We start from the raw sequence: 22,883 nt of genomic DNA, 5'->3' as shown, positions 1-22,883 counted from the left end.
AAAGTCTTACGATCAAAACTTTAAAAGCGCAATATCATTTCTCCATATCACAAACGGTCTTCTGCTCTTTCAGCTGTTTTTTCCCAACATTCTGCGCCTTTTAAGTCAGGAATGCTGGCTGATTTGAAGACGGGGTTTCTGCCAGCTCTTCGTTGTTTCGTGAAGTCGTCAAGTACTTTGAAGGCGATTTTGCCGAGTAGTAGAATGACAATTAGGTTAATAATGGCCATTAGTCCCATAAACAGATCGGCCATATCCCATACTACTTGTACTTTTGCGATAGCGCCGAAATATACCATTGCGAGTACGAGTACTTGATAGATTCGTTTCCATACGACGTTGGCATTAATAAATTCAATATTCGTTTCGCCATAGTAATAATTTCCGATGATCGAACTGAAAGCGAAGAACATGATCGCAACCGCGATGAAATATGGTGCCCACGCGCCTACTTGTACGGCCATGGAGTTTTGTGTCAAGATGATCCCATTTGCTTCCCCTGATTGATACAATCCACCGAGCAAAATAATGAATGCGGTGGCAGAACAGATGATGATCGTATCGAAAAATACGCCAAGACTTTGTACCAATCCTTGTTTTGCTGGGTGCGATACGTTAGCTGTAGCGGCTGCGTTTGGCACACTACCCATACCTGCTTCATTGGAGAAGAGACCACGACGCACACCTTGCATCATCGCCATCCCAATTCCGCCACCCATGACTTCTTTAATTCCGAAAGCATGCTCGAATATCAATACAATCAAGCCCGGCACTTCTGCGATATTTACAATAACAATATATAATGCTACCAAAATATAGAAAGTTGCCATGACGGGTACGATGGTCTGTGTGACTTTGACAATCCGTTTGACGCCGCCGAAGACGATGATTCCTGTCACGAGTATTAAGCCGACCCCAACACCCCAGTCGGGAATGCCAAATACATCAGTGAATGATTGACTGATCGTGTTAGATTGTACTGCGTTAAATATGAATCCGAAAGACATCGTCAGTAAAATCGCAAAGACTACCCCGAGTTTCCGCCAACCTAGCGCTTTTTGCATATAATACGCTGGTCCCCCGCGGAATGTATCGCCGTCTTTTACTTTATATACTTGTGCCAATGTGCTTTCGATGAATGCGGTCGCCATGCCGATTACAGCGATCACCCACATCCAGAATACCGCACCCGGTCCACCGATTCCGATCGCGAGGGCTACCCCCGCTACGTTACCTGTCCCAACGCGTGATGCGGCACTAATTGTGAATGCTTGGAACGGAGACACCCCGTCATTATTGTCTTTCTTCTCTACAATCAGACGGAACATCTCGCGAAATAAGCGTACTTGCACAAATTTCGTGCGAATCGTGAAATATAAACCCGCTGCCAATAAAAGTGCAATTAAAACATATGTCCAAATAAAATTATTCGCCGGCCCTACAAGCCAGTCAATCGCGTCTTGAAACATCTGACCACCTCCTTGTGTATGCTATACCCCACATGCTACCCTACTACGCTTGACATACTAAAAACTATTTTTTAGTTTGCATGACTGTCAACGCTTTATTCTCCAATAATTCCGCTGCACGTGCCATCAATTCAGCTAACGACCTCTTCCCGTCATCCAATGAATGCAATTCAGAAAACCACTCGAGTAGCTCTTCACGCGCCGCTTCCTCAATAGTCCCCGAAATGACTATAACGGGAACACTCTCTACTTTCGCAAGCTTCGCAATCCCCATTAATGCCTTGCCTGCAAGCGTCTGCCGATCTGTCTTGCCTTCGCCCGTCACAATGAAATCTGCTGAAGATAGATGCGTTACAAAATCCATCGCCTCCAGCACGACATCTATTCCACTTTCAAGATGCGCACCACAGTATGCAATTAATGCACCTGCACTCCCCCCAGCCGCTCCTGCACCGCGCAACTCATGCAACCGCACGCCTGTCTGCCTTTCTGTCTCGTCCGCCAAATGACGTAATCCTTCATCTAAACGCAAAACCATTTCCGCGTCCGCCCCTTTTTGCGGACCAAAAATACACGACGCCCCTTGTTCACCGACAAATGGATTTTCTACGTCGGATGCAATGTGAATGTCCGTCTCCAGCAAACGCTGATCTAGTTGCGAGACATCGATTTCATTGATGAACGGAAGTATTTCCCCATTCATTTGCAACAACTGTCCATCAGCTAAAAACCGGACGCCTAGCGCTTCGAGCAAACCTGCTCCCCCATCATTCGTCGCACTGCCGCCAAGTCCAATAATCATTTTCCTGTAGCCCGCATCCAGCGCATGACGAATTAACTGGCCCGTGCCAAATGTTGACGCTTTCATCGGATCGAGTTCATGCCCCTCCAGCAACAACAAACCAGACGCCTGCGCCATCTCAATGACCGCCGTCTGACCGTCACCCAGCACGCCAAACGATGCATCGATGGTACGTCCCAACGGATCAAGCACAGACACCGTTCGCAACGTCCCGCCAGTTGCTGAAACGAGGACAGCCAGCGTCCCCTCCCCGCCATCCGCAACAGGCAAACGAACTACTTCCGCGCACGGATAGACTTTTTGAACTCCACTAGATATAGCGTCGGCCGCTTCTTCCGCATGCAAGCTTCCTTTAAATGCATCAGGCGCAATGACAATTTTCACGGCTCACACTCCCTTTACTCGTATTCTAGCAGATTATGCGGGAAAAGTTACCGGAAAATGGTGGATGGTTCATCTATTATTTTAATGAGGTTGCTTAATTTCTTTGCAGATGAATAGGTGGATTGTTTGGCTGAGTGTGTTTGGTTAATTGGGGCTTGTATTCGCTCTATTCGGGGGGGTATCCGCTCTATGGGTACTCGTATTCGCTCTATTGAGTTGTATATCCGCTCATAGTTTACTGTAGAGCGCTCTATATCGATGTGGATCCGCTCAATGTCAAACGCTAGCCGCTCATACTTCAGGGTGGAGCGCTCTAACAAGGCTACGCGGGACAACTCGCTCTATCCACCTGCATATCCGCTCTATCAAGCCACATAATCGCTCATAGTTTGCTGTAAAGCGCTCTATATCGATGTGGATCCGCTCAATGTCAAACGCTAGCCGCTCATACTTCAGGGTGGAGCGCTCTAACAAGGCTGCGCGGGGAAACTCGCTCTATCCACCTGCACATCCGCTCTATCAAGCCACATAATCGCTCATAGTTTACTGTAAAGCGCTCTATATCGATGTGGATCCGCTCAATGTCAAACGCTAGCCGCTCATACTTCGAAGTAATGCGCTCTATCCAGCCACGCAACCGCTCTATAAGCTATCCGCCAGCACCCGCTATGTATTAAACACCGCGTCCTCAGGGAACACTACGTACGTTAGGAAAGGAGTGGGAATAAGTGGTTGTATCGCAAGTGAAAAATTGGCCGAATCGGAAAAGTTATCAGAAGAGAAATTTATGGGCGGGTATATTATTCGGACTTGGGTTTGTAGCATTTTTGGACGAGACACTGTTTCATCAGTTGCTGCATTGGCACAAGTTTTATGATCAATCTACGGTGGCGGTTGGATTAGTGTCGGATGGTTTGTTTCATGCGTTTAGCTGGTTTGCGACGGTGGGTGCGTTGTATTTGGTGGCGGATTTGCGTAGGAGAAATGCGTTATGGCATAAGATGTTTTGGGGTGGCAAGTTACTTGGTGGCGGGGCGTTCCAATTGTATGACGGAACCATTCAACATAAGGTCATGCGCATTCATCAGATTCGTTATCATGTAGACATCGTCCCGTATGATGTCGTGTGGAACGGTGCGGCGATTGTGATGATTGTGGCCGGTCTGTTGTTAATGAAGTCAGCGCAACGGGATGCACGCTCTGCGGAAGGGCTGGTGCTTCATGCCACATGATGCATACTTCAGTACAACCGATTGGCTGTTTGGGGTGCTTGCATCGCTCTCTATTCTGTTATACGGGGGCGCTGTCTTTCATTCCAACCGGAAAAAGCGTTTACGTAAATGGCCACGTAGACGGATTGCGTTTTGGCTAGCAGGCGTACTCGCTTCGGTAAGCGCCCTGGTCGGACCGCTAGCGGAACTTTCACATGATCATTTTACATGGCATATGTTAGGCCATCTTTTACTCGGCATGCTCGGTCCCCTTCTATTGGCGCTCGCTGCTCCTATGACGTTAGTGCTGCGGACCCTTCCTGTTCGTCAGGCTAGGAAGGTCAGCCGCTTGTTAAAAAGCCGACTCGCGGGGTTCTTTACACATCCCGTCATCGCTTCCATTTTAAACATCGGCGGACTTTGGTTGTTATACACGACAGGATTGTTTGCGGCCATGCATCATCATCTCTGGCTGCATATCGTGATCCATATGCACGTATTCGTTGCGGGTTATCTATTTACCATCTCTCTTTTATACATCGATCCCGTGTCTCGCCGCTATAGTGATCGCTACCGTACTGCAATCTTTATCGCGGCTCTGGCGGGACACGGAATTTTATCCAAATGGTTATACGCCTATCCGCCTACCGGTGTACCGATTGAAGAGGCGCGTGCAGGAGCGATGCTTATGTATTACGGTGGCGATGCGGTGGATCTTGTGATCATCATTCTATTGTTTCACAACTGGTATCACTCGACCAAACGTCAACGGACGTACGCTACGACTACTGCGGCCGGTCATATGCACGCGAATGAAACGACACAAAACGCACCTGCTAGCTACTAGGTGCGTTGTTGTAGTAGTTTATTCATTTCATTATTCCAATACGACTGTCATAATGGTCCCTTGGGCAGTGGCACACATCTTTTCTTCACCATCCTTGACAGCAAATACATCACAGCGGCAGACGGCTTGTCGTTTTCCAGCAGAAATCACTGTCGCCCGGGCGATTAATGTTTCACCTACAGCGGGCCGTACATAGTTGATTTTGTATTCTGCTGTCAGTACGTTTGGGCCTAGAACGGAACCGCCTACAAAAGTCAATGCGTTATCTGCTGCATAGCCAATGACCCCACCGTGTACAAAACCATGTTGCTGTAGAACGTGTTCCGTGATGGGAACTTCCAGTACTACTTCCCCGACCGTAAACTCTATCAATTTCGTTCCCAATAGTTTGCTGAAAGATTGGGCTTCCAATGCTTGTTTGCCAATATGAAAGATTTCATTTTGCGTCATAGGAACGTCCTTCCGTTATCAAATGATGTACTCCATTTCCCTGTCTTGCCATCACGATCTCGGTGCAAACAATATAACGGTTACGCCAATCAGGCAAATTCCTGCCCCTAGGAAGTCGTACAAATCAGGCGTTTTTTTATCAATTCCCCATCCCCATAATACGGATAGAAAGACGAACACGCCCCCATATGCCGCATACACTCTGCCAAATGTCGGGAATGTCTGGAATGTGACCACTACCCCATATAAAATTAAGGCGATGCCGCCGAATAATCCGAACAGTGCAGATTTCCCTTCGCGCAACCATTGCCAAATCAAATATCCTCCGCCGATTTCAGCCAAGCCGGCCAGCAGAAAGATCACCACGACCTTCAACATCAGTAAACCTCCATTTATACACTTCCACACTTCGGATAAATTGTTCTGGACCGATCAACTACTCATAACCATGTAATGTGTTAACACCAAATGGTTACTATATAAGATCTTTTCATAAAAACTAGTACTCACTATATCATAGTTCTGACAAACTATAATTGGGTTTGTTACATTTTGAACAGATAACTTGGCGTGGAATTAATTAAAAATGACGATTCAACTTTCATTTATTACACATTCACAAAGAGACTCTCTTCATCGATAGAAAAGGGTCCGTAAAGTAGTATAAATCAAAACATTAAGAACCAAAATAATGGCGTTAAATCAATTACACATGTGACCATAACAGAAAGAACAATCACGATAGTCAGTGTTTAAGGTTTCGATAGAAGATCACGCACAAAATGATGTAGATAATAAGTTTTTCCAATTAATTAACATCAAATAAAATAACCCGATTCCTAGTGTGAGACTTAACACCATCCCTATAGATAACGCAGGTAAAAAACAAGCCTAGTATCTACTATGTATCGCATACCAGACGACCACCGAAAGAAATGGCGTAACTACCAATTAGACACCTCATTACTTCATATCATTCGTCGAATACACGCCAGTTAAATCGGCAGAGTATAGATAATAGCCGATCAACATTCCTAAAAAGAATAGCAACGTATGAATCGTTGCCTGCATAGCATTTTGACTGTATACCCGCAATGCACGTCGCAATTAATTCTCAAATACCCATCTAGTGAAGACATCTACAATGAAAGGGATAGATTCCAGCATCTTGGTTAATACACCAGATAGAATACCGACTATAAGCTATGATATGAGTACAATGATTCTTTGCCTCTTCACATTCATCTCTCATAGACTTACCTATAATCCATAAGTCTGTACATTGTAAAGTCAAATTTGCTTCAGAATCATCTTGTAGTTATCGATAATAATTTGTAATCTCAATTGCATCTATTTGAACAGGTACATTATTGTAATTCAAAACTATTGCATAGGTTTTATTTCGCTGATGTGAAGTTATTTCTCCATTCCGATCAATTAAATCGAACGCTTCGTATGTTTTTAGATACAGCATGTCATTGTCTCTATAATAGTCCAATATTTCGTTATCATAGAAGTTGAAATAATATCCGGATTCTTTGTTATCGCCTATGTATTCATACATTCCACTGTACGCTGGACTATTTGGAGTTAAATACGGTTCGACTATACTAAAATCTAAATTGTTCAATGACTCACTATATGTCAAGCGATAGTCTAGATAGAATTCTTCCACTAGCTCACGCATCGGTAACGGTTCATCAACCTCATATTCTTGCGTATCTTCTATAACCGGATTAGATTGTACTGATACACTTTTAGTTGCGACCTCGGGATTATCCGCAACCTGTTCGTATTCTTCCGCCCGCTCCTCATCAGAGCTGGGATTAGTAGTTGATCCACCCAAGACAGATTCTGTTGCCTGTTCTACACTCTCTTTTTTCAACGTAAAATCATGGTCACTGTATAGTATAACAACTACCGCCACTAAGGCTACAATCGTCAACAATGCTGAAAAAAACATCTTCGCCAAATTATGACTTTTCTCTAATTTATAGACAATCGGCTCACCACAATTCGGACAATCTTCATGTCTAGACTGCAAATGACGTCCACATCTTGTACATTTCATATAGTTATGCCACCTTTCATACATTCATATAATTAGTCTGATTATACCAGACTAATTTATGATATAGTAGTTTAAGTGACATAATGAACTATAGGAGGTAACGGTATAATGGACTATGTAAGTAAGAAAGGCATGACATATGAAGAAGTAATGCAATTACAGTATGAATACAATAACCGCAAGAAAACAAATGCCATCACGTATGTACTTCTGATACTCTTTGGCAATTACTTTCTTCACAGATTTTATCTTGGTATTACGCCATACGCGATTTTTGGTGCAATTTACACGTTATTACTGAATGGTGTAATCATTTATTTCATCAGAGATGCGTATATCAATCAAATGATTTTTGATTATATCTTATTTTTACTCATGCATCCGCACTTTATCATTCTTCCATTCATTCCGTACCTTTGGTTACTGCTTGATCTATTTCGCGTGCCACAACTGGTTGACTATGCCAATCACCAGTCAGAACTGGCATTGGTTCGTGCAATCAAACGCTCGAGAGGTACCGGGGAACATTAAAAACCCGCCACTTTCTCCATATGAAGAAGTGGCGGGGTCTATACATTACACTACGTACTCATTTCGCCAAAGCGATCTCAATATGTGCTAAGTGATGTTCTTCATGCCAAGCCAACTTCGCTACTTTTCTCGCTACTGTGATCTCACCGTTTACTTGATGAATAAATGTTCGTTGCAGTTGCTCTTCCGTTAGACTATTGCCTAACGCAACTATACGTTCATTGATTCCTTCTAGCATGTTAATCGAAGGCTCAACCGGCAGCTGCGTGTCAGGTAATACAGCCCACTTCTCTTGATCGAAAGCGGGAGCAGTTGGCTGGTCTTCTGTTAACGCAAGCTTTAATCGCTGATACATAGTCAACTGCGAATCTGCAATGTGATGCACCAATTGACGAACGGTCCACGCACCTTCGCGATACGTTTTGTTCAACTCTTCCTCATTCAATGCATCCACAGTTTCCCTCAATCGAGTAGCATAGCTCTCCATTTTTTGTAACCACTGTTGAACATCTTCCAACGTCACCTGTTCCGGAACGTGTAATTCCCCGATCGGAAATCGATGATCCATGACGAACCCCTCCTTTTCATAGTCTCATTATCTCACGTACTATCTGATTATTCTATTTATAGGACGTAGTAATATGTAAAAGAAGCGCTTCACATGTCAACGAATAGCACGGATCAGCATCTACAGCCTTTTACTTTCATTCACCCGTTTTAGAAAAGTGCGCAATCCGTGCACCTATTTCATCGCGCACACGCTGGAAGAATGCCCATTTCTCTTCATCCGTTCCTTGTGCTTTTGCAGGGTCATCAAATCCCCAATGATCACGTTTTACATGGGGTGGTGTCATCGGACACTTGTCGGCAGCATCTCCACAAAGAGTGACGACGACATCTGCATGGTGTAAGATTTGTGGATCGATGATATCTGAAGTTTGATTGGAAATGTCGATGCCCACTTCATTCATAGCTTGTATAGCATGTGGATTGACACCATGCGCTTCAATTCCAGCACTGAGAACTTGCCATTCTTCTCCGAGATACTTTTTGCCCCACCCTTCAGCCATTTGGCTACGGCATGAGTTGCCTGTACATAAGAAGTAGAGTGTTTTTTTCTGCATAATGAAATCCCCTTTTTCGATGATTTATTGTACGATTGACAGCCATAGATACAGTCCGATGAGTGTAATCAGGAGTGTAGGTACTGTTAATATAATACCGATCTTAAAATAGCTACCCCAAGAGATCTTCACACCTTTTTGAGACAGTACATGCAACCATAATAAAGTGGCCAATGAACCGATCGGGGTGATTTTGGGTCCTAAATCCGATCCGATAACATTTGCGTAAATCAACGCTTCGCGAATAGGACTTGTCGTGGTCGTGTCTGATATGGCTAACGCGTTAATCATGACCGTCGGCATATTATTCATAATGGATGACAATAGTGCCGCGATAAAGCCCATCGAAACCGTTGCGATAAAGAGTCCTTGATCAGCTGCCACTTGAATGACATCCGCCAACACACCCGTTAGACCGACATTACGCAATCCGTAGACGACCACATACATCCCAACAGAGAAGAAGACGATCGCCCAAGGCGCACCTGTAAGCACTTGTTTCGTGTGAACAGCTGGACTTTTTTGTGCCATGGCCATGAAGAATATCGCCGTCAGCCCCGCAATAATAGATACAGGCAATCCCGTAAACCCACTAGAGAAATACCCGATCAGCAATACACCTAAAATGACCCAAGCAAGTCGAAACAACTTGAGATCTTTGATCGCCTCTTTCGGTTGTTTTAAATCAGAGACTTCATAGTTTTTGGGAATACTTTTACGAAAGAATAACAACAACACGAGGACACTGGCAACTAATGCAAATAAGTTCGGGACCATCATTCGAGATGCATATTCAACAAACCCGATATCAAAAAAGTCTGCCGAAACAATATTCACTAAGTTACTTACGACCAACGGCAATGAAGTCGTATCAGCGATAAAACCGCTGGCCATAATAAATGGGAAAATCATTTTTTCATTAAAATGTAAATTTCGTACCATCGAAAGTACAATGGGTGTTAATATAAGAGCCGCCCCATCGTTTGCGAACAGAGCAGCCACGACTGCGCCTAAAATGGTGACGTAAATAAATAGGCGAATACCACTGCCTTTGGCTAATCTAGCCATATGTAGAGCGGACCACTCGAAAAATCCGATTTCATCCAAGACTAATGAAATAATGATGATTGCGATGAAAGCTAGCGTAGCATTCCAGACGATTCCCGTTACGTCCATGACGTCTTGGAAATTAACAACCCCTACTCCTAATGCGATGATGGCACCAATACAGGCAGACCATCCGATCGATAAGTTTCTAGGCTGCCAAATGACAAAAATCAATGTGATGATGAAAATCAATGATGCGGTTATGACTGAAGCCAACGTACTTTCTCCTCCTTATTCACAACAAATTCGAAGCCCTTGTGCTTCCAATTCAGCGATGGATTCATTCTGTTCTGGAAGGTGTTCAAGGATGCTTTGAATAAACGGATACTCTTCATGGTGCTCATTGATCGAGAAGAAAATCCATTGACCTCTACGTTCTTCTTTAACCAACTCCATATCACGAAGTTTCCGTAAGTGCTGGCTAATTGCCGGCTGACTCATTTTAAAAATCGCAACAAATTCACAGACACAGCATTCATGTGCATGGAGTAGCTTCATCATCGTCAACCGCGTCGGATCACCTAGCAATTTTAACAGTCGTGATGCCCGTTGTAGATCAACCGTAACAGGTGTATTCATAGTCCATCCCTCCACTTCTTTATGCATCATATAACGATATGCTTATGTACGCAAGTAGAATTTTCATCGTCTTCTGTAGTGTAATCAATAAAAAAGGACCACCCTCGACAATTCGGGTAGCCCTCTTCTTCATTTAGTTACCGACTTTTGTACGCAGCTTTCATAATATAGCTGACGATGATGACAAAAATCAGCGCCCCGACAATCGTCGGTATAACATAAAAGTCCCCTAAGCGTGGTCCCCAACTGCCAAATAAACTTCCGCCAATCCACGCACCTATGATTCCTGTAAGAATGTTACCGACAATACCGCCCGGGACACTTTTGCCAATGATCAGACTAGCAAACCAGCCAATCACACCGCCAACTATCAAATATAAAAGGATACTCATTTCACACATCCCTTCTCCTAGTTTCACACGTATTTAGCATGCTACTTGCGAACATGACAAGACAGTAATCGAGTGACACCTTAGTAGCAATCTATTCCTCGTTACAGCATAGTATTCGCCAATTAAAAATGTGTGTAGGTAGATACGTATGCAAAAAGGATCGCTCCTACATTCCGATGGTTTCAGATGCTATAATGTACTACAGTACTAGACATACGCAGTAGAAACTGGAGGTTATAACCGCATGCGATCCTTTCATTTCCACGGTGGCCGAATAGTAAAAACCGGGATAGCGATCTTGTTGACAGCTATCATTTGTGAGTGGTTTAATTGGCCTCCCGTATTCGCTGTCATCACAGCGATTGTCACGATCGAGCCAACGGTCAGCGATTCCATCAAAAAAGGACTGATTCGATTTCCAGCATCGGCAATCGGCTCTGCATTCGCTGTATTTTTTATTACGCTCTTCGGGAATTCCCCGATTACCTATACATTAGCAGCGGTAGCCACCATTTTAGTCTGTTACCGATTAAACTTGCATGCCGGTCTACTCGTTGCCACATTGACAGCTGTAGCGATGGTCGAAGTCATCCACAGCAACTACTTATTCGCCTTTTTCATTCGACTCGGTACGACCACTATTGGTTTGCTCGTGTCCACTGTAGTGAATATGTTGGTGTTCCCACCGAACTACAGAAGAGATATTGTAGACAACATCCAACGAATCAGTGAGCGAGCAGGAACCATTTTAGAACGGACTTTCCGAACGATTTTATATGACGCACACACAAACCGTCGCGATGAACTAGAGACCACGAAGCAACTTACGAAAGAAATTAGGAAAACGGAAACATTGATTCATTTTCAACGGAATGAATCCAAATTGTATCCGTGGGTCAGAGGAAAAGAAAAAGAACTGCAGATGGCTGAAAAACAGTTATTATTTTTACATCATCTTGAATATCATTTAGGCGCTTTACTCCATATACCCGAACAACACATTTCGTGGACATCGGCAGAGCGCGATCGGATCATGCACGCTGTCAAGGAGCTTGCGGACGACTTAAAGCATTCCATAGACTACAATCCGAAAAAGCATGAAACGCAATTACAAAACGTTACCAACCTTTTCTGGGACGGCAATAAAGAAATCACAATGCGGGAGGATAGACACCCAAGCCAATTCCCACCCGAGTTTGTCGTTTTGTATGAACTGATCACTATTTATAACTTAGTGGATCAATTTTATGAACCTTCCAGTGTGAAATTAACGCCTGACGCTGAAGATAAAAAATAGCTACTTCTTTCTCTTCAGCTTGACGGTGTCTAAAGCTCGCTACTATCTATATACATTTTTATAATCGATACGATGGGATGAGTCCTCTTTTATACAAAAACGCCACAGCATTCAAAAGCGCACTCGGGACTTTCTTCCAAAAGAAACGTTTACGATAAAATTGACGGTAGGCTCTTTTAAGATTGCTCCACTGTTTGCAATCTTTTTTCTGTCTATACCGCGCCACATCGATCAGCTTCACTTGATGATCGGATGTGATAAATATATTACGCAAATGAATATCAGATGGATTTAAGCCTGTATTGGCCGCTAGCGATAGTGCGTAATCAATTTCTTTAATATGAGCCTCTGTAATGACTCGCCCATTCGTCATACAATCAAAAAGTGTATGCCCTTCGACGTAATCCATCACTACGTAATTCGCACCGGTTTCATAGATGCAGGGGAAATAATGAATGTCTTTCAATGTTTGATAAATCTCGGCTTCTTCCTTCGCGATGTACACGGAGTTTGGAAAGAATACTTTAATTGCCTTGTTCGAAGATTTGACTCGGAAAACAAACGCACTTCTCCCGGTTCCGACGAGTTGCAGAGATGGATGAAAGTCCACTAGTCGATTCTTTTTCGTGATGACAATGGAATGTACAAGTTCCTGATACATACTCAAAATATAACCTCCAATAGTTTTCGATACATATAAGAAAGACATCAAGACCAATTAGTGGCTTTGATGTCTCAACTGAAATGAAAAGAGACCTCACCAAATAATTGGTAAGGTCTCGCAAACAACGTGAGTTGCCAGTAAAGCCGAGGATTCCCATCCCGTATTGACGACTCTTACTGTAACAGCTACTCCCCTTAACGGAAGTGTTCGTATACTATTATAGATTCACTTTAAATTGAACCGGCTTATATGTCAACTAACTACGAATGTATAGGTATTTATTGACAGTTTCAGTGTATAACAACTGATTCCTCTCATCGCACGGTTTGACTGCTAACTTTACTTTTCACAATGCCGAGCAACGCAGGCAAGACAGATAAAAGAATAATTGCAAGCAATACCGTAGAAAAGTTTTCTTTAATGATAGGAATATTGCCGAATAAATACCCGAGCATGGTGCATATGCCTACCCAAAATGCCGCCCCAACGACGTTATAGAAAGCAAAGTACCGGTAATTCATGCGGCTCGCGCCTGCAACGAACGGAGCGAATGTCCGGACAAACGGCATAAAGCGGGCAATCAGGATCGTTTTCCCACCATGCGTATTAAAGAACGCTTCCGCAGCTTTCATTTTCTCTTGGTTTATGACTTTCCCTAGCCAACTACCAGGAGAAATCGACATCCCTACTTTACGTCCAATACGATAGTTCACGGTATCGCCGAGGACGGCCGCAACAAAGAAGACCGCGACAACGAACCAAATATTAAAAGCATCTAGAGCCGCAAATGCACCGCCTGCGAACAGCAGGGAATCTCCAGGTAGAAAGGGAAAGATCACGACTCCGGTTTCAACAAAAACGATTAAAAATAAGATGACATATGACCAGCTACCAAATAGTTGAATGATATCGACCAGATGTTCATCAATATGCAAGATGAAGCTGATGAGTCCTTGAATGAGGTTCATGTAAAGGCTCCTTTTTAAGAAAAGTGACTGCAGCGATACGCAAGTGAGGATGCCAGATGTATACACATCGTCTATCTACATTACGTTCAACGCATGGTATTTATCCTTAAAAAGTGCCTAGTCAGTAAAATAAATAAGGTTCCCCTTCCAGATTGAAAGCAAATAGGAGAGAATGATAAGAAAATACTCCGTAATTGTACGAAAGACTAGATAGGACAACGCATGACATGATCCAAGCAATTGAATCCCGGATGCGCTACACACGACCGCGGTCAACGTATCGGCTGACCATGCTAGCAACGAGCACACTGAACACCAAATGACTCCCTGTCCAGTACAACCAGGCCATGCCGTCATCTGCTGCTGGCGGCCGATCGGTTAGCAAGGTTAGGAAATACAAAACTCCGCTTCCTACTGTGTACACCACAATATACGGCCACATTTTATATTGCCAGTTTAAAAAACTCAATAGATAAAACAGCCCCAACACACTGGCAATGCAAAAAACGAAGTGAAAGACGATACCAAACCACAATACGTGCGAAAAGACATGAATGATGGGGAAGTAATCTACATTATACAGTAAAATATATGCTTCATTTCCAGTTACAGCCCATATAACCAGCATGAGTAGCGCCAAAACAGCACCACCGGCAATTCCTATGCCGACTAACTGCCAAAATCGCTTCATCTGCTCCCCCTCTTTCCTAAAGGTAGTTGATTATCTATTCCCTCTGACTTTATGAATAAACGACTCTATGTCAATCTCTAGGATGTCATATACACACCAAAAGAGACCCTACCCGAAAAACTGGTAAGGTCTCGTATCCAACGTGAATTGCCAATAGAGCTGCTAAAATTACTATTCCATCCATATTCCTAAACAAACCTCTCTAGTAGAGTAGGTCTTGATTTACTATCTACCGTCATTTAACCCCAAACGGAAAGTATTAGGAAGTAACACATAGCTGGTGTAAATCGTTCACGAACAGATCTACATGTTCTTTCTTAGTAGACCAGCTTGTACAAAAACGAACCGCACTATGCGTTGCGTCGACTTTTTCCCAGAAGGAGAATGAATACTTTTTGCTTAACTCCGTCATGACATACTCCGGTAAAATCGGGAATTGCTGATTGGTTGTGGAATCATAACGAAAGGCAAATCCATTCTCTTCAAATGCTCGTCGAAGAATAGACGCCATTTCCACAGCGTGCTTCGATACTTCATAATATAAACCGTCTTCAAACAACGTTTCAAACTGGATCCCTAACAGTCTGCCTTTAGCGAGCAAGCCGCCTCTTTGTTTGATAATATAACGGAAATCCTTTTTTAGTGAATCATTTGTAATAACTACCGCTTCACCGAACATCGCACCGACCTTCGTTCCACCAATATAGAACACATCACAGAGTCGTGCATAATCCGCTAACGTGATATCGTTATCGACCGAAGATAAACCATACCCTAATCGAGCACCGTCGAGTACTAATGGCAACTGACTTTCTCCACACACTTCACTTAAAGCTTCCAATTCCGCTTTCGTATACGTCGTCCCGTTTTCTGTTGGATTAGAAATATATACAAGTCCAGGTTGTACACTATGTTCGGGACTCGCTTCATTCCAGTGAGCATCCACTAACTCTTTTACTTGCTCGGCTGTAATTTTTCCATTTTCACTAGGTATAGTTAGCACTTTATGTCCAGTAGATTCAATCGCTCCTGTTTCATGTGTTGCAATATGTCCACTTTCCGCAGCGACAGCTCCTTGATGCGAACGTAAAATGGATGCAATAATCGTAGTATTCGTTTGGGTACCCCCTACTAAAAAATGAATATCCGCTTCTTCCGCTTCACATTCTCTCCGAATATACTCTTTAGCTTTTTCGCAATGTGCATCCATACCGTATCCAGCAGTTTGCTCTTCATTTGTTTCGATCAACCGCTGCAGAATCCGCGGATGAGCGCCTTCCGTATAATCATTTTCAAATCGTATCATCGTTGTCCATCTCCAAATATGCCTGATTTTTTCTGCAAGTATACCATAGAATGATGGATTTCTGTTGTATAATATATTGTTCTTATAATGAGGAATTTTCCGATTTTCACTCCGCAAACAGCTGTCGTACTCCGCTCTCGTCTTTTAACTTTTCTTGAATGAAAGCGTCCAATTCTTCTTCATTCGTAAAGTCATGTAACTCTTTACCATACCACTCCTGCAAGTTTGATTTACTGATTGTATAGGTGTTATCTCCAAAATTAAAGACAACCCACTGTGCATTATCGATCAGTGCGAATAAGTAACTAGCATTATAAACGGCCGTCTCTTTGTATTCACTTTCTTCGACTGCCGCATCCATATATTCATACTGGATCGTCATTCCATAAGGTTCCGTTTTGGTTTCAAGAGAAACTTCTTCAAACTGCTCAGCATTACGCAATTGCTCAATTATATGGATGACTGCACTATTATCCCCTATAAATGATCCTTTATATTCGAATAGATCTTCATTTGGCTGCTCGGTAGTGGAACTGCAGCCACTTAAGATGAGTACTAGTATGAATGAAGACACTAAATATTTTGTGAAGTTTTTCATAGTCTGCTCCTTTGCTAAGTTACTACATGTGGTTTGGTTTTCATGTTAATTGCCCATATGCGGTACCCAAAATAGGGATCGTGTTGATCTGCAGCCGGAGTCGCTGGCCGTAGCGAAGATCGACTAAGTGAGTGCATGTAACTATTCCTTTATCGCTTTCGCTTCTCGCCATTTTCCATATCGGTAATAAAGAAACGCAACGATACTACTAATGACAAAGCTGACGCCCATTCCGAGTGCAATTCCCTTCTCACCCATGATGCTAGACAAAATATACGTGACTGGATAACGAAGGATCCAAAATGAAATGATGTTTAGCACAAGCACTTGGAACATGGCCCCCGCTGCACGGACAGCTCCATTTAAAACGAAATTAATGCCAAGGAACGGATAAAATAGCGCAATTGCCTTCAAATAGCTTGTACCAAAATCCGCAGCTTCCGGTTCTGTTATGAATAGCTTAATCAGATAATCTGCAAATAGGACGATAAGAATGGCGATCGCAAACATGACAATCAAATTATATATAAAACCATACAACGTAATTCTGTGAACCCGGTCCCATCTACCTGCTCCGATATTTTGACCCGCCATACTATTGACCGCAGTCCCGAGTGCTTGGGCCGGCAGCATAATTAAACTATCCAATCTTTGCGCCGCCCCGTATCCCGCGACAACTGCTGGGCCGAATGATGCGACAACACTCATGATTGCCATCACACCAGCTGAAATGACGCTCATCTGTAAACCCGAAGGAATTCCCAACCTCAATATATCGAATACTTCTCGACGTGCTGGAATATGAGGTGTCGAGAATGGTACCAGGCTTTTTCGCACCGAATAAATAGCGCCAGCGGCAAATGCGATTCCCTGTGATACTATCGTTGCATAGGCAGCGCCGTGAACTCCCCATCCAAAGACGTAAATAAATAAAGGATCAAGTACTGTATTCAAAATAACCGCAGCCAACACAAAATAAAGTGGCGTCTTCGAGTCGCCTACCGATCTAAATACGGTACCAATAAAATTATAGCCGAATAAGAAAAGGATCCCGATGAAATTAATTCGCAAATACGTAACGCCCATCGCCAACATTGCCTTGGGAGTTCCAAGTAAAAGCAGGAGGGGTTCTGCGAATATAAACCCTGCAACACCGAGCACGATGGACATGCCGGAAAGCAGGACAACAAACGCATTCAAATAACGCCGAAGTCCTGACTCGCTACCTCTGCCTTTCTGCTGGGACAAAATCGTCAGTGCGGCATTGTTCAATCCGATGACAAATGACAAGACCGTAAAGATGATTGTCCCGGAAATAGCCACAGCACCAAGTGCATTCGCGCCAATTAAATTTCCAACCCACAAGCTATCGATAAATTGATAGGATGCTTGTAGTAAATTGGTGATCATAATGGGTCCAGAAAAAAGCATTAGCTGTTTTACTATATTTCCTTCTGTGAAATCTTGCTGCCTGACCATCTTTCTCCTCCCCACACTTAATAAAAACTTACTATTTTATCTTTCTACTCAAGCATCCACTTGAAGCATATATCTTATTTATTTATTGCGTCTGATAAAGGCAAAGTAGTTGAAAACCGTTGATCTGCGCTCCAGCCGGACGCGTGTCTTATGGGCGTGCGGTGAACCACACCCCTCGCTTCGCTCGCTAGGTGTTTCACCTGTCAAAACAAAGATATGCTCCTTCTCGCTCCGCTTCACTCGCAAAAGCCGTTCTTCGTTACGGCTCTCGCTGATCCTTCCAGAGTCGCCGGCTGTAGCGAAGATCAACTAAGCAACTATGAATGAACCATGCTAAATAATCGCACATCCGATAAAGGCGCCCTATTGCTATATAGACCGAATCGCTCACAAATTAATCGAACAGAACTGTTTATGCCAAGGTAACTTTTGCTGCAGCTTCACACCAAAACGAAATTGGAATAGATGTTACAGAATATAAAATATTGTTCTTGCAGTATAGTAGGCACCTAAAAATATTAACAGAGGCTTTATAAAGCTTTTATTTTCTTTTTTATAAACAACAATTATGGAAATTGAAAATATAACAGGTAACCATACAAACCAAAAAAGAAAATTGTTGAAAATAATTTCGAGAATTTTAATCATTCCTTTATGCTATTAAATAGCCCCGATTCTAAAGGACGCGATCTTGTTAGATTATCGCGCACTATTGTTGAAGAACCTTAACTATATTCTTTGTTTAATTCGGGGCTTCTATAACCCAGAAAAACATATCCACTAAGACATAGCTGAACAATCCCAAAGATTAAGAACGGACCAGTTACTATATACATTTCACCTACGGAAATATACTGAAAAGCCAAACCTAATAGGAAAACCAATCCCATAAGAGCAGATGCATACCAAGAACTACTATGTTTTTTTCTTAAACTTAACACCGCAGCTATAATATTACCAAGTCCAAATATGATAATTGCTAGGACACCAGGCAAAACCCAACTTTCAAAAGGAAGATTGGAAGCCCAACTGTCGGGATATGGTTCAGCAAAAATCGTTCCACTGGTTGACGTGATCATTTGAAAACCTGACCATATTGCACCTGTCGCCAAAAACAAATCAAAAATACACAATATTCTTGCCCTAATTGTTTGCTTCATTTCCCATCTCCTTTTTCTACTAAATAAATAGATGATTAAATTTAAAGAATGTTGCGAATTCATTAAACAAAGCTTTTAACTGGCCCTATCGCGGTATTGGGACATTTGCTTATCAAGCAAACGCGCTCTAAAATGGAATAAGATAACCTAATTTTCAGGTGTGAAAAATTAAATGTTAATAGTTTGTTGTTTATTAGCAGAAATATTACTAATCTCCAATTCAATTTTTAATAACGGGAAACCGAATTTCAAGAATGAACCATTCTCCGCTCAATTCCGCATAAATTTTGCCATTCATTTTTTCAACTAGCTGTTTGGACAAGTATAAGCCTAATCCACTTGCTTCGGTGTTCGTTCTGCTTGTGTCTTCTGTATAAAAACGCATAAATACCTTCTCCACCGCAACCTTACTTTTTGGCTTAATGTCATTTTCAATACTGAAAACTAAATAGTTCCCATCGTCCCAGTAGCTGATAACCGCTTGACTTTGGGCATAACGAAGTATGTTTTGGGCGATGTTTTGGATGATCCGCATCAACATGAACTTGTCGGCGATAATTTGCTGGTCCTGTCCCTGTTCGGGAAAATGAAGTTCGATTTGTTTCTCTTCAAATTGCTCATAAAACGACAAAAAGATTTCTTCGACTACATTGGAGAGAGGAATAGGAGATAACTTCATTTCCAGTTGATCCGTTTCAATGCGTGCCACGTCGTAAAAGTGGTCGGTCATTTCCGCGAGACGATTGATGGAGTTTTCGATGATCTTTAAATAGTGTATCCGCTTTGTTTCGTCTGTATTATCATTTAGAAGTTGAACATACCCCTTAACTGACGTCAACGGTGTCCGTAAATCATGGGAAAGACCAGCGATGGACAGCTTAACACTCTCTTCCATTTTTTTTGCATTACGATTTTTCTCTTCATAGACATCAATCATTTCATTTAATTCATCGACGATATCCATTAATGCTTGATCACGAAAATCCAGGGATAGCCTGCTCCCAAAGCCAGCACATGTCGGAATCTCTTTAATATCGCGTTTTAGTTTCCGCAATTCCCGCTTTAAGAAATAAATATAAAAAAGAAGCATCAATGCCAGGAAAACCACTATCCATCCCCACATAACATTCACGCCCCTTTAATTAAATTTGAAGCCTACGCCCCATATAGTTTTTATATAGTTTGTGTCACCGCGGTTCAGTTTGTTTCTCAAATTACTGATATGCATATTAATGGTACTATCGCTATCATAAAATGGTTCATTCCAAACACTTTCATAAATATTGGCACGGCTGAATACTTTTTTTGGATTCTCCAGGAAGAGAAGCAGGATTGCATATTCACGTCCAGTTAAATGGAGAGTTTGGCCATTTATGGTCACTTCACGCGTATCTAAATTCACACAGATATCTTCGTAACAAATTTCATCCATCTCATTGAATGAAGCCTTTGCCGCATGGCGTAATTGGATGTCGATCCTTACAAGGAGCTCTTTTACATCAAATGGTTTCGTAATGTAATCATCCGCCCCATTCGTCAACAGTTCCAATTTCGACTCTTGGTCATTTTTCGCGGAAATCACGATTACTGGAACCGTTGAATTCAGCCGGATTTCCTGAAGAAATTCCTCTCCATTCATCCCTGGAAGCATCAAATCCAAAAGGACTACATCCACCTGGTTCTGTTCAAAAAGCAACTTCCCTTCCGTCCCCGAGTAGGCGCTTAAGGTGTTGAGGCCATTTAGCATCAATGCTTCTTTGATAAGTGAATGAATTGCATTATCATCTTCTATGATTAAAACCTTCGCCATTGCTATCGACCTACTTTATATCTGATCTTTTGAACAAAACGATTCCTAAAGCTGATGATATCACAATCGTAATGAGACTGACTATTGCCATCTCAGGATAAAGAGCCATATCCTCAGGTGTTGCAAAGTTCGAATAAAATAAGAATGTCTCCGAGAACCAATTTGTAACTTGTTTGAAGTGTTCAGTTTTCTGGAAAATACCAGGAAGTAAACCGGTTGCAATTGTATAAAGAAAACTCCAAATCAATGAGAAACTGCTATTTTTCGTTAGAAAGCTTATCATCACAAAGATAGACACACTTGCCAAAACCAATAAATACAATATCCCGAAAGATTTTAACGCATAGCTGTAATAATTTGTGATTTCCGCAACATCACCAAAACCGAACACTACGGTAAAGCTTATCATTCCAATCACGGTCATGATAAATACACCCACAAGGGAAAGTAGTGCAGCAATCACCAATTTTGATAAATAGTAATGCGTACGGCTCCGGCCTAGAGACAACGCATTCCGAATCGTTCCATTTTGGAATTCTTCACCAATAAAAAAGCTAATAAAAGCGCTCATTACGAGTAAAATCGTGAGTCCATTTTTCTTGATCATCAAAACACCTGTTGCTCCATTGATGACTGTATCAATCACTTGGACGAGTTCATTCCCACTTTGCACAGCCCAATGACTATTCATAACTTGGATAATCGGAAGCAGGAATAAAATACTTAGGGTAATAAATAATTTTTTACTTCGACACAATTTTATTTTTTCAGCCGTTAATAGATTTAGCATTTGAGGTCCCTCCTGTTAATTGCAAGAAATAATCTTCTAGTTTTTGTCTGGTGATCCCAATTCGGGATACCCTCACATTTGCCAAAACTAACAACTGATTGATTGTCGCAACTTCATCCAAGCGTTCATAAATATTAATTTCCGTTCTGTTAATCATTTCATAGTCCTGAATCCCCATCTGATCCAGCACGACAACTGCTTGTTGTGCCTCATTTGTTTCTAATTCGATGTATTGACGCGTTTCCCGCGCAAGCTTTTCCTTAGAAATCTCTTTTATGATTTTCCCGTCATGCAAAATACCGTAGTGTGTAGCCACCTGTGATAGCTCATCCAGTAAATGGCTGGAAAGCAAGACAGTGATGCCGCGCTCAGTCACCAACCGGTGAATAATTTCACGCATTTCAACAATACCTGACGGATCCAGGCCATTCGTCGGCTCGTCTAAAATTAGAAACTCAGGGTTCGTAATAAGTGTGGAAGCAATCGCTAACCGTTGGCGCATTCCTAGAGAGAAGTTCTTGGTCTTCTTCTTACCTGTATGGCTAAGGTTCATCAAGCGAAGCAAATCATCGATCTCCCGGTCACTAACCCCGCCATTCGCCGCTTGAACTTGTAAGTTCATCCGAGCCGTCAACTCCGGATATAGTGCAGGCATTTCAATTGATTGCCCCATTTTCCTTCGTGCATGTTGCAACCCCTTCACATCTGTTTTACCAAACAGTTCGATAGCTCCGCTATCAATCGTAATCAAGCCCATAATCGTGCGCATGAATGTGGATTTACCGGCCCCGTTTTCCCCGATTAACCCGTAAATCATTCCGCGTTTAATTTCGATAGATACTTTATCGAGTGCTTTATGTTTGCCATATACTTTAGAAACGTTTGTTGCCTTCAATATAGTTTCTGACATACTATCATCCCTTCAGAAGTTGATAACCCTAGAATACCTGGCAGGTTTAAATAAACAGACTAGAAAAGTATAAAGAAAGCGTAAAGAATTAGTGATTAATTCAATTACAGAAATGGAAATTGCTGTAGTATAATGCTTCATCTATCTCATAAATCCTATTCTGTATACAATCCTGCTTGCTTAACCTACTATGGATTCAGCAAATTGGGACTCCAAGCCAAAAAAGACCTTAGATCATACTAA

At 42.3% G+C, this 22,883-nt stretch carries 26 protein-coding genes; 4 read left to right on the top strand and 22 right to left on the bottom strand.

Translation table 11 applies throughout. The annotated features are described in order from the left end of the window. Positions 1-47 precede the first annotated feature (47 nt). Positions 48-1,469: an alanine/glycine:cation symporter family protein gene (locus tag SporoP17a_RS11685; RefSeq protein WP_083034820.1), complete on the bottom strand. Its 1,422-nt coding sequence runs from the start codon at positions 1,467-1,469 to the stop codon at positions 48-50. A 64-nt stretch (positions 1,470-1,533) separates the two neighbouring features. After that, on the bottom strand, positions 1,534-2,655 hold the full coding sequence (locus tag SporoP17a_RS11680) for a glycerate kinase (protein ID WP_083034818.1): 1,122 nt from the start codon (positions 2,653-2,655) through the stop codon (positions 1,534-1,536). 728 nt (positions 2,656-3,383) lie between these two features. On the opposite strand from SporoP17a_RS11680, the gene SporoP17a_RS11675 reads away from it, so the two are divergent. Both SporoP17a_RS11675 and SporoP17a_RS11670 read left to right on the top strand, forming a co-directional pair. After that, positions 3,384-3,887 carry a DUF2243 domain-containing protein gene (locus tag SporoP17a_RS11675; protein WP_083034816.1) on the top strand — a complete coding sequence of 168 codons (504 nt, stop codon included), beginning with the start codon at positions 3,384-3,386 and terminating at the stop codon, positions 3,885-3,887. Then, a complete protein-coding gene (locus tag SporoP17a_RS11670; RefSeq protein WP_083034813.1) occupies positions 3,877-4,713 on the top strand; it encodes a cytochrome c oxidase assembly protein in 837 nt (278 codons plus the stop codon). The genes SporoP17a_RS11675 and SporoP17a_RS11670 overlap by 11 nt, the downstream gene beginning before the upstream one ends. A gap of 30 nt (positions 4,714-4,743) precedes the next feature. On the opposite strand, the gene SporoP17a_RS11665 is transcribed toward SporoP17a_RS11670, so the two are convergent. The 4 genes from SporoP17a_RS11665 to SporoP17a_RS11655 form a co-directional block, all read right to left on the bottom strand. Continuing rightward, the gene (locus SporoP17a_RS11665; protein ID WP_083034811.1) at positions 4,744-5,163 is read right to left on the bottom strand and encodes a PaaI family thioesterase; all 420 of its coding nucleotides are present in this window, start codon (positions 5,161-5,163) and stop codon (positions 4,744-4,746) included. Positions 5,164-5,214: 51 nt separating this feature from the next. Next, positions 5,215-5,541 (bottom strand): YnfA family protein, encoded by a 327-nt coding sequence (locus SporoP17a_RS11660; protein ID WP_083034809.1) that lies wholly within the window; start codon positions 5,539-5,541, stop codon positions 5,215-5,217. Positions 5,542-6,126: 585 nt separating this feature from the next. Further along, on the bottom strand, positions 6,127-6,270 hold the full coding sequence (locus tag SporoP17a_RS16785; RefSeq protein WP_156890564.1) for a hypothetical protein: 144 nt from the start codon (positions 6,268-6,270) through the stop codon (positions 6,127-6,129). Positions 6,271-6,481: 211 nt separating this feature from the next. Then, complete coding sequence (locus SporoP17a_RS11655; protein WP_083034807.1) at positions 6,482-7,234, bottom strand: TcaA NTF2-like domain-containing protein; 753 nt, start codon at positions 7,232-7,234, stop codon at positions 6,482-6,484. A 108-nt stretch (positions 7,235-7,342) separates the two neighbouring features. Here SporoP17a_RS11655 and SporoP17a_RS11650 point away from each other — a divergent pair, with 108 nt between their 5' ends. Then, on the top strand, positions 7,343-7,765 hold the full coding sequence (locus SporoP17a_RS11650; protein ID WP_083034806.1) for a hypothetical protein: 423 nt from the start codon (positions 7,343-7,345) through the stop codon (positions 7,763-7,765). A 58-nt stretch (positions 7,766-7,823) separates the two neighbouring features. On the opposite strand, the gene SporoP17a_RS11645 is transcribed toward SporoP17a_RS11650, so the two are convergent. The 5 genes from SporoP17a_RS11645 to SporoP17a_RS11625 all read right to left on the bottom strand — a co-directional run bounded on the left by SporoP17a_RS11645 (position 7,824) and on the right by SporoP17a_RS11625 (position 10,967). Next, complete coding sequence (locus SporoP17a_RS11645) at positions 7,824-8,333, bottom strand: YfiT family bacillithiol transferase (protein ID WP_083034804.1); 510 nt, start codon at positions 8,331-8,333, stop codon at positions 7,824-7,826. Positions 8,334-8,469: 136 nt separating this feature from the next. Continuing rightward, positions 8,470-8,889 carry an arsenate reductase (thioredoxin) gene (gene arsC / locus SporoP17a_RS11640; protein WP_083034802.1) on the bottom strand — a complete coding sequence of 140 codons (420 nt, stop codon included), beginning with the start codon at positions 8,887-8,889 and terminating at the stop codon, positions 8,470-8,472. A gap of 24 nt (positions 8,890-8,913) precedes the next feature. After that, on the bottom strand, positions 8,914-10,212 hold the full coding sequence (locus SporoP17a_RS11635; protein ID WP_083034800.1) for an arsenic transporter: 1,299 nt from the start codon (positions 10,210-10,212) through the stop codon (positions 8,914-8,916). A gap of 15 nt (positions 10,213-10,227) precedes the next feature. Continuing rightward, positions 10,228-10,575: an ArsR/SmtB family transcription factor gene (locus SporoP17a_RS11630; protein ID WP_083034799.1), complete on the bottom strand. Its 348-nt coding sequence runs from the start codon at positions 10,573-10,575 to the stop codon at positions 10,228-10,230. Between the two features lie 137 nt (positions 10,576-10,712). Next, the gene (locus SporoP17a_RS11625) at positions 10,713-10,967 is read right to left on the bottom strand and encodes a GlsB/YeaQ/YmgE family stress response membrane protein (protein WP_083036068.1); all 255 of its coding nucleotides are present in this window, start codon (positions 10,965-10,967) and stop codon (positions 10,713-10,715) included. A gap of 244 nt (positions 10,968-11,211) precedes the next feature. Between SporoP17a_RS11625 and SporoP17a_RS11620 the strand changes: the two genes are divergently transcribed. After that, positions 11,212-12,264, top strand: a complete 1,053-nt coding sequence (locus tag SporoP17a_RS11620) for an FUSC family protein (protein WP_083034798.1) — start codon at positions 11,212-11,214, stop codon at positions 12,262-12,264. A gap of 58 nt (positions 12,265-12,322) precedes the next feature. Here SporoP17a_RS11620 and SporoP17a_RS11615 read toward each other — a convergent pair whose 3' ends face one another. The 11 genes from SporoP17a_RS11615 to SporoP17a_RS11565 form a co-directional block, all read right to left on the bottom strand. Further along, positions 12,323-12,925 (bottom strand): serine/threonine protein kinase, encoded by a 603-nt coding sequence (locus SporoP17a_RS11615; protein ID WP_083036066.1) that lies wholly within the window; start codon positions 12,923-12,925, stop codon positions 12,323-12,325. A gap of 317 nt (positions 12,926-13,242) precedes the next feature. Then, positions 13,243-13,896, bottom strand: a complete 654-nt coding sequence (locus tag SporoP17a_RS11610; protein ID WP_083034795.1) for a VTT domain-containing protein — start codon at positions 13,894-13,896, stop codon at positions 13,243-13,245. Between the two features lie 256 nt (positions 13,897-14,152). Then, a complete protein-coding gene (locus tag SporoP17a_RS11605; protein WP_083034793.1) occupies positions 14,153-14,587 on the bottom strand; it encodes a hypothetical protein in 435 nt (144 codons plus the stop codon). Between the two features lie 259 nt (positions 14,588-14,846). Further along, on the bottom strand, positions 14,847-15,893 hold the full coding sequence (locus tag SporoP17a_RS11600; protein WP_083034791.1) for a threonine aldolase family protein: 1,047 nt from the start codon (positions 15,891-15,893) through the stop codon (positions 14,847-14,849). Between the two features lie 106 nt (positions 15,894-15,999). Further along, positions 16,000-16,491 carry a DUF4825 domain-containing protein gene (locus tag SporoP17a_RS11595; protein WP_083034789.1) on the bottom strand — a complete coding sequence of 164 codons (492 nt, stop codon included), beginning with the start codon at positions 16,489-16,491 and terminating at the stop codon, positions 16,000-16,002. Between the two features lie 141 nt (positions 16,492-16,632). Further along, complete coding sequence (locus tag SporoP17a_RS11590; RefSeq protein ID WP_083034788.1) at positions 16,633-17,970, bottom strand: MATE family efflux transporter; 1,338 nt, start codon at positions 17,968-17,970, stop codon at positions 16,633-16,635. A gap of 725 nt (positions 17,971-18,695) precedes the next feature. Next, positions 18,696-19,130 (bottom strand): hypothetical protein, encoded by a 435-nt coding sequence (locus tag SporoP17a_RS11585; RefSeq protein WP_083034786.1) that lies wholly within the window; start codon positions 19,128-19,130, stop codon positions 18,696-18,698. A gap of 220 nt (positions 19,131-19,350) precedes the next feature. Continuing rightward, positions 19,351-20,253: a sensor histidine kinase gene (locus SporoP17a_RS11580; RefSeq protein ID WP_083034785.1), complete on the bottom strand. Its 903-nt coding sequence runs from the start codon at positions 20,251-20,253 to the stop codon at positions 19,351-19,353. A gap of 15 nt (positions 20,254-20,268) precedes the next feature. Then, positions 20,269-20,940, bottom strand: a complete 672-nt coding sequence (locus SporoP17a_RS11575) for a response regulator transcription factor (protein WP_083034783.1) — start codon at positions 20,938-20,940, stop codon at positions 20,269-20,271. 10 nt (positions 20,941-20,950) lie between these two features. Next, positions 20,951-21,730 carry an ABC transporter permease gene (locus tag SporoP17a_RS11570; RefSeq protein ID WP_083034781.1) on the bottom strand — a complete coding sequence of 260 codons (780 nt, stop codon included), beginning with the start codon at positions 21,728-21,730 and terminating at the stop codon, positions 20,951-20,953. Further along, positions 21,708-22,640, bottom strand: a complete 933-nt coding sequence (locus SporoP17a_RS11565) for an ATP-binding cassette domain-containing protein (protein WP_083034779.1) — start codon at positions 22,638-22,640, stop codon at positions 21,708-21,710. Before SporoP17a_RS11565 ends, SporoP17a_RS11570 begins: the two co-directional genes overlap by 23 nt. Positions 22,641-22,883: the final 243 nt, after the last annotated feature.

This window comes from Sporosarcina ureae (assembly GCF_002082015.1).
Taxonomy (GTDB): domain Bacteria; phylum Bacillota; class Bacilli; order Bacillales_A; family Planococcaceae; genus Sporosarcina; species Sporosarcina ureae_A.
The sequence above is the reverse complement of the archived record's forward strand: the minus strand, read 5'-3'. Positions and strand labels throughout refer to the sequence as shown.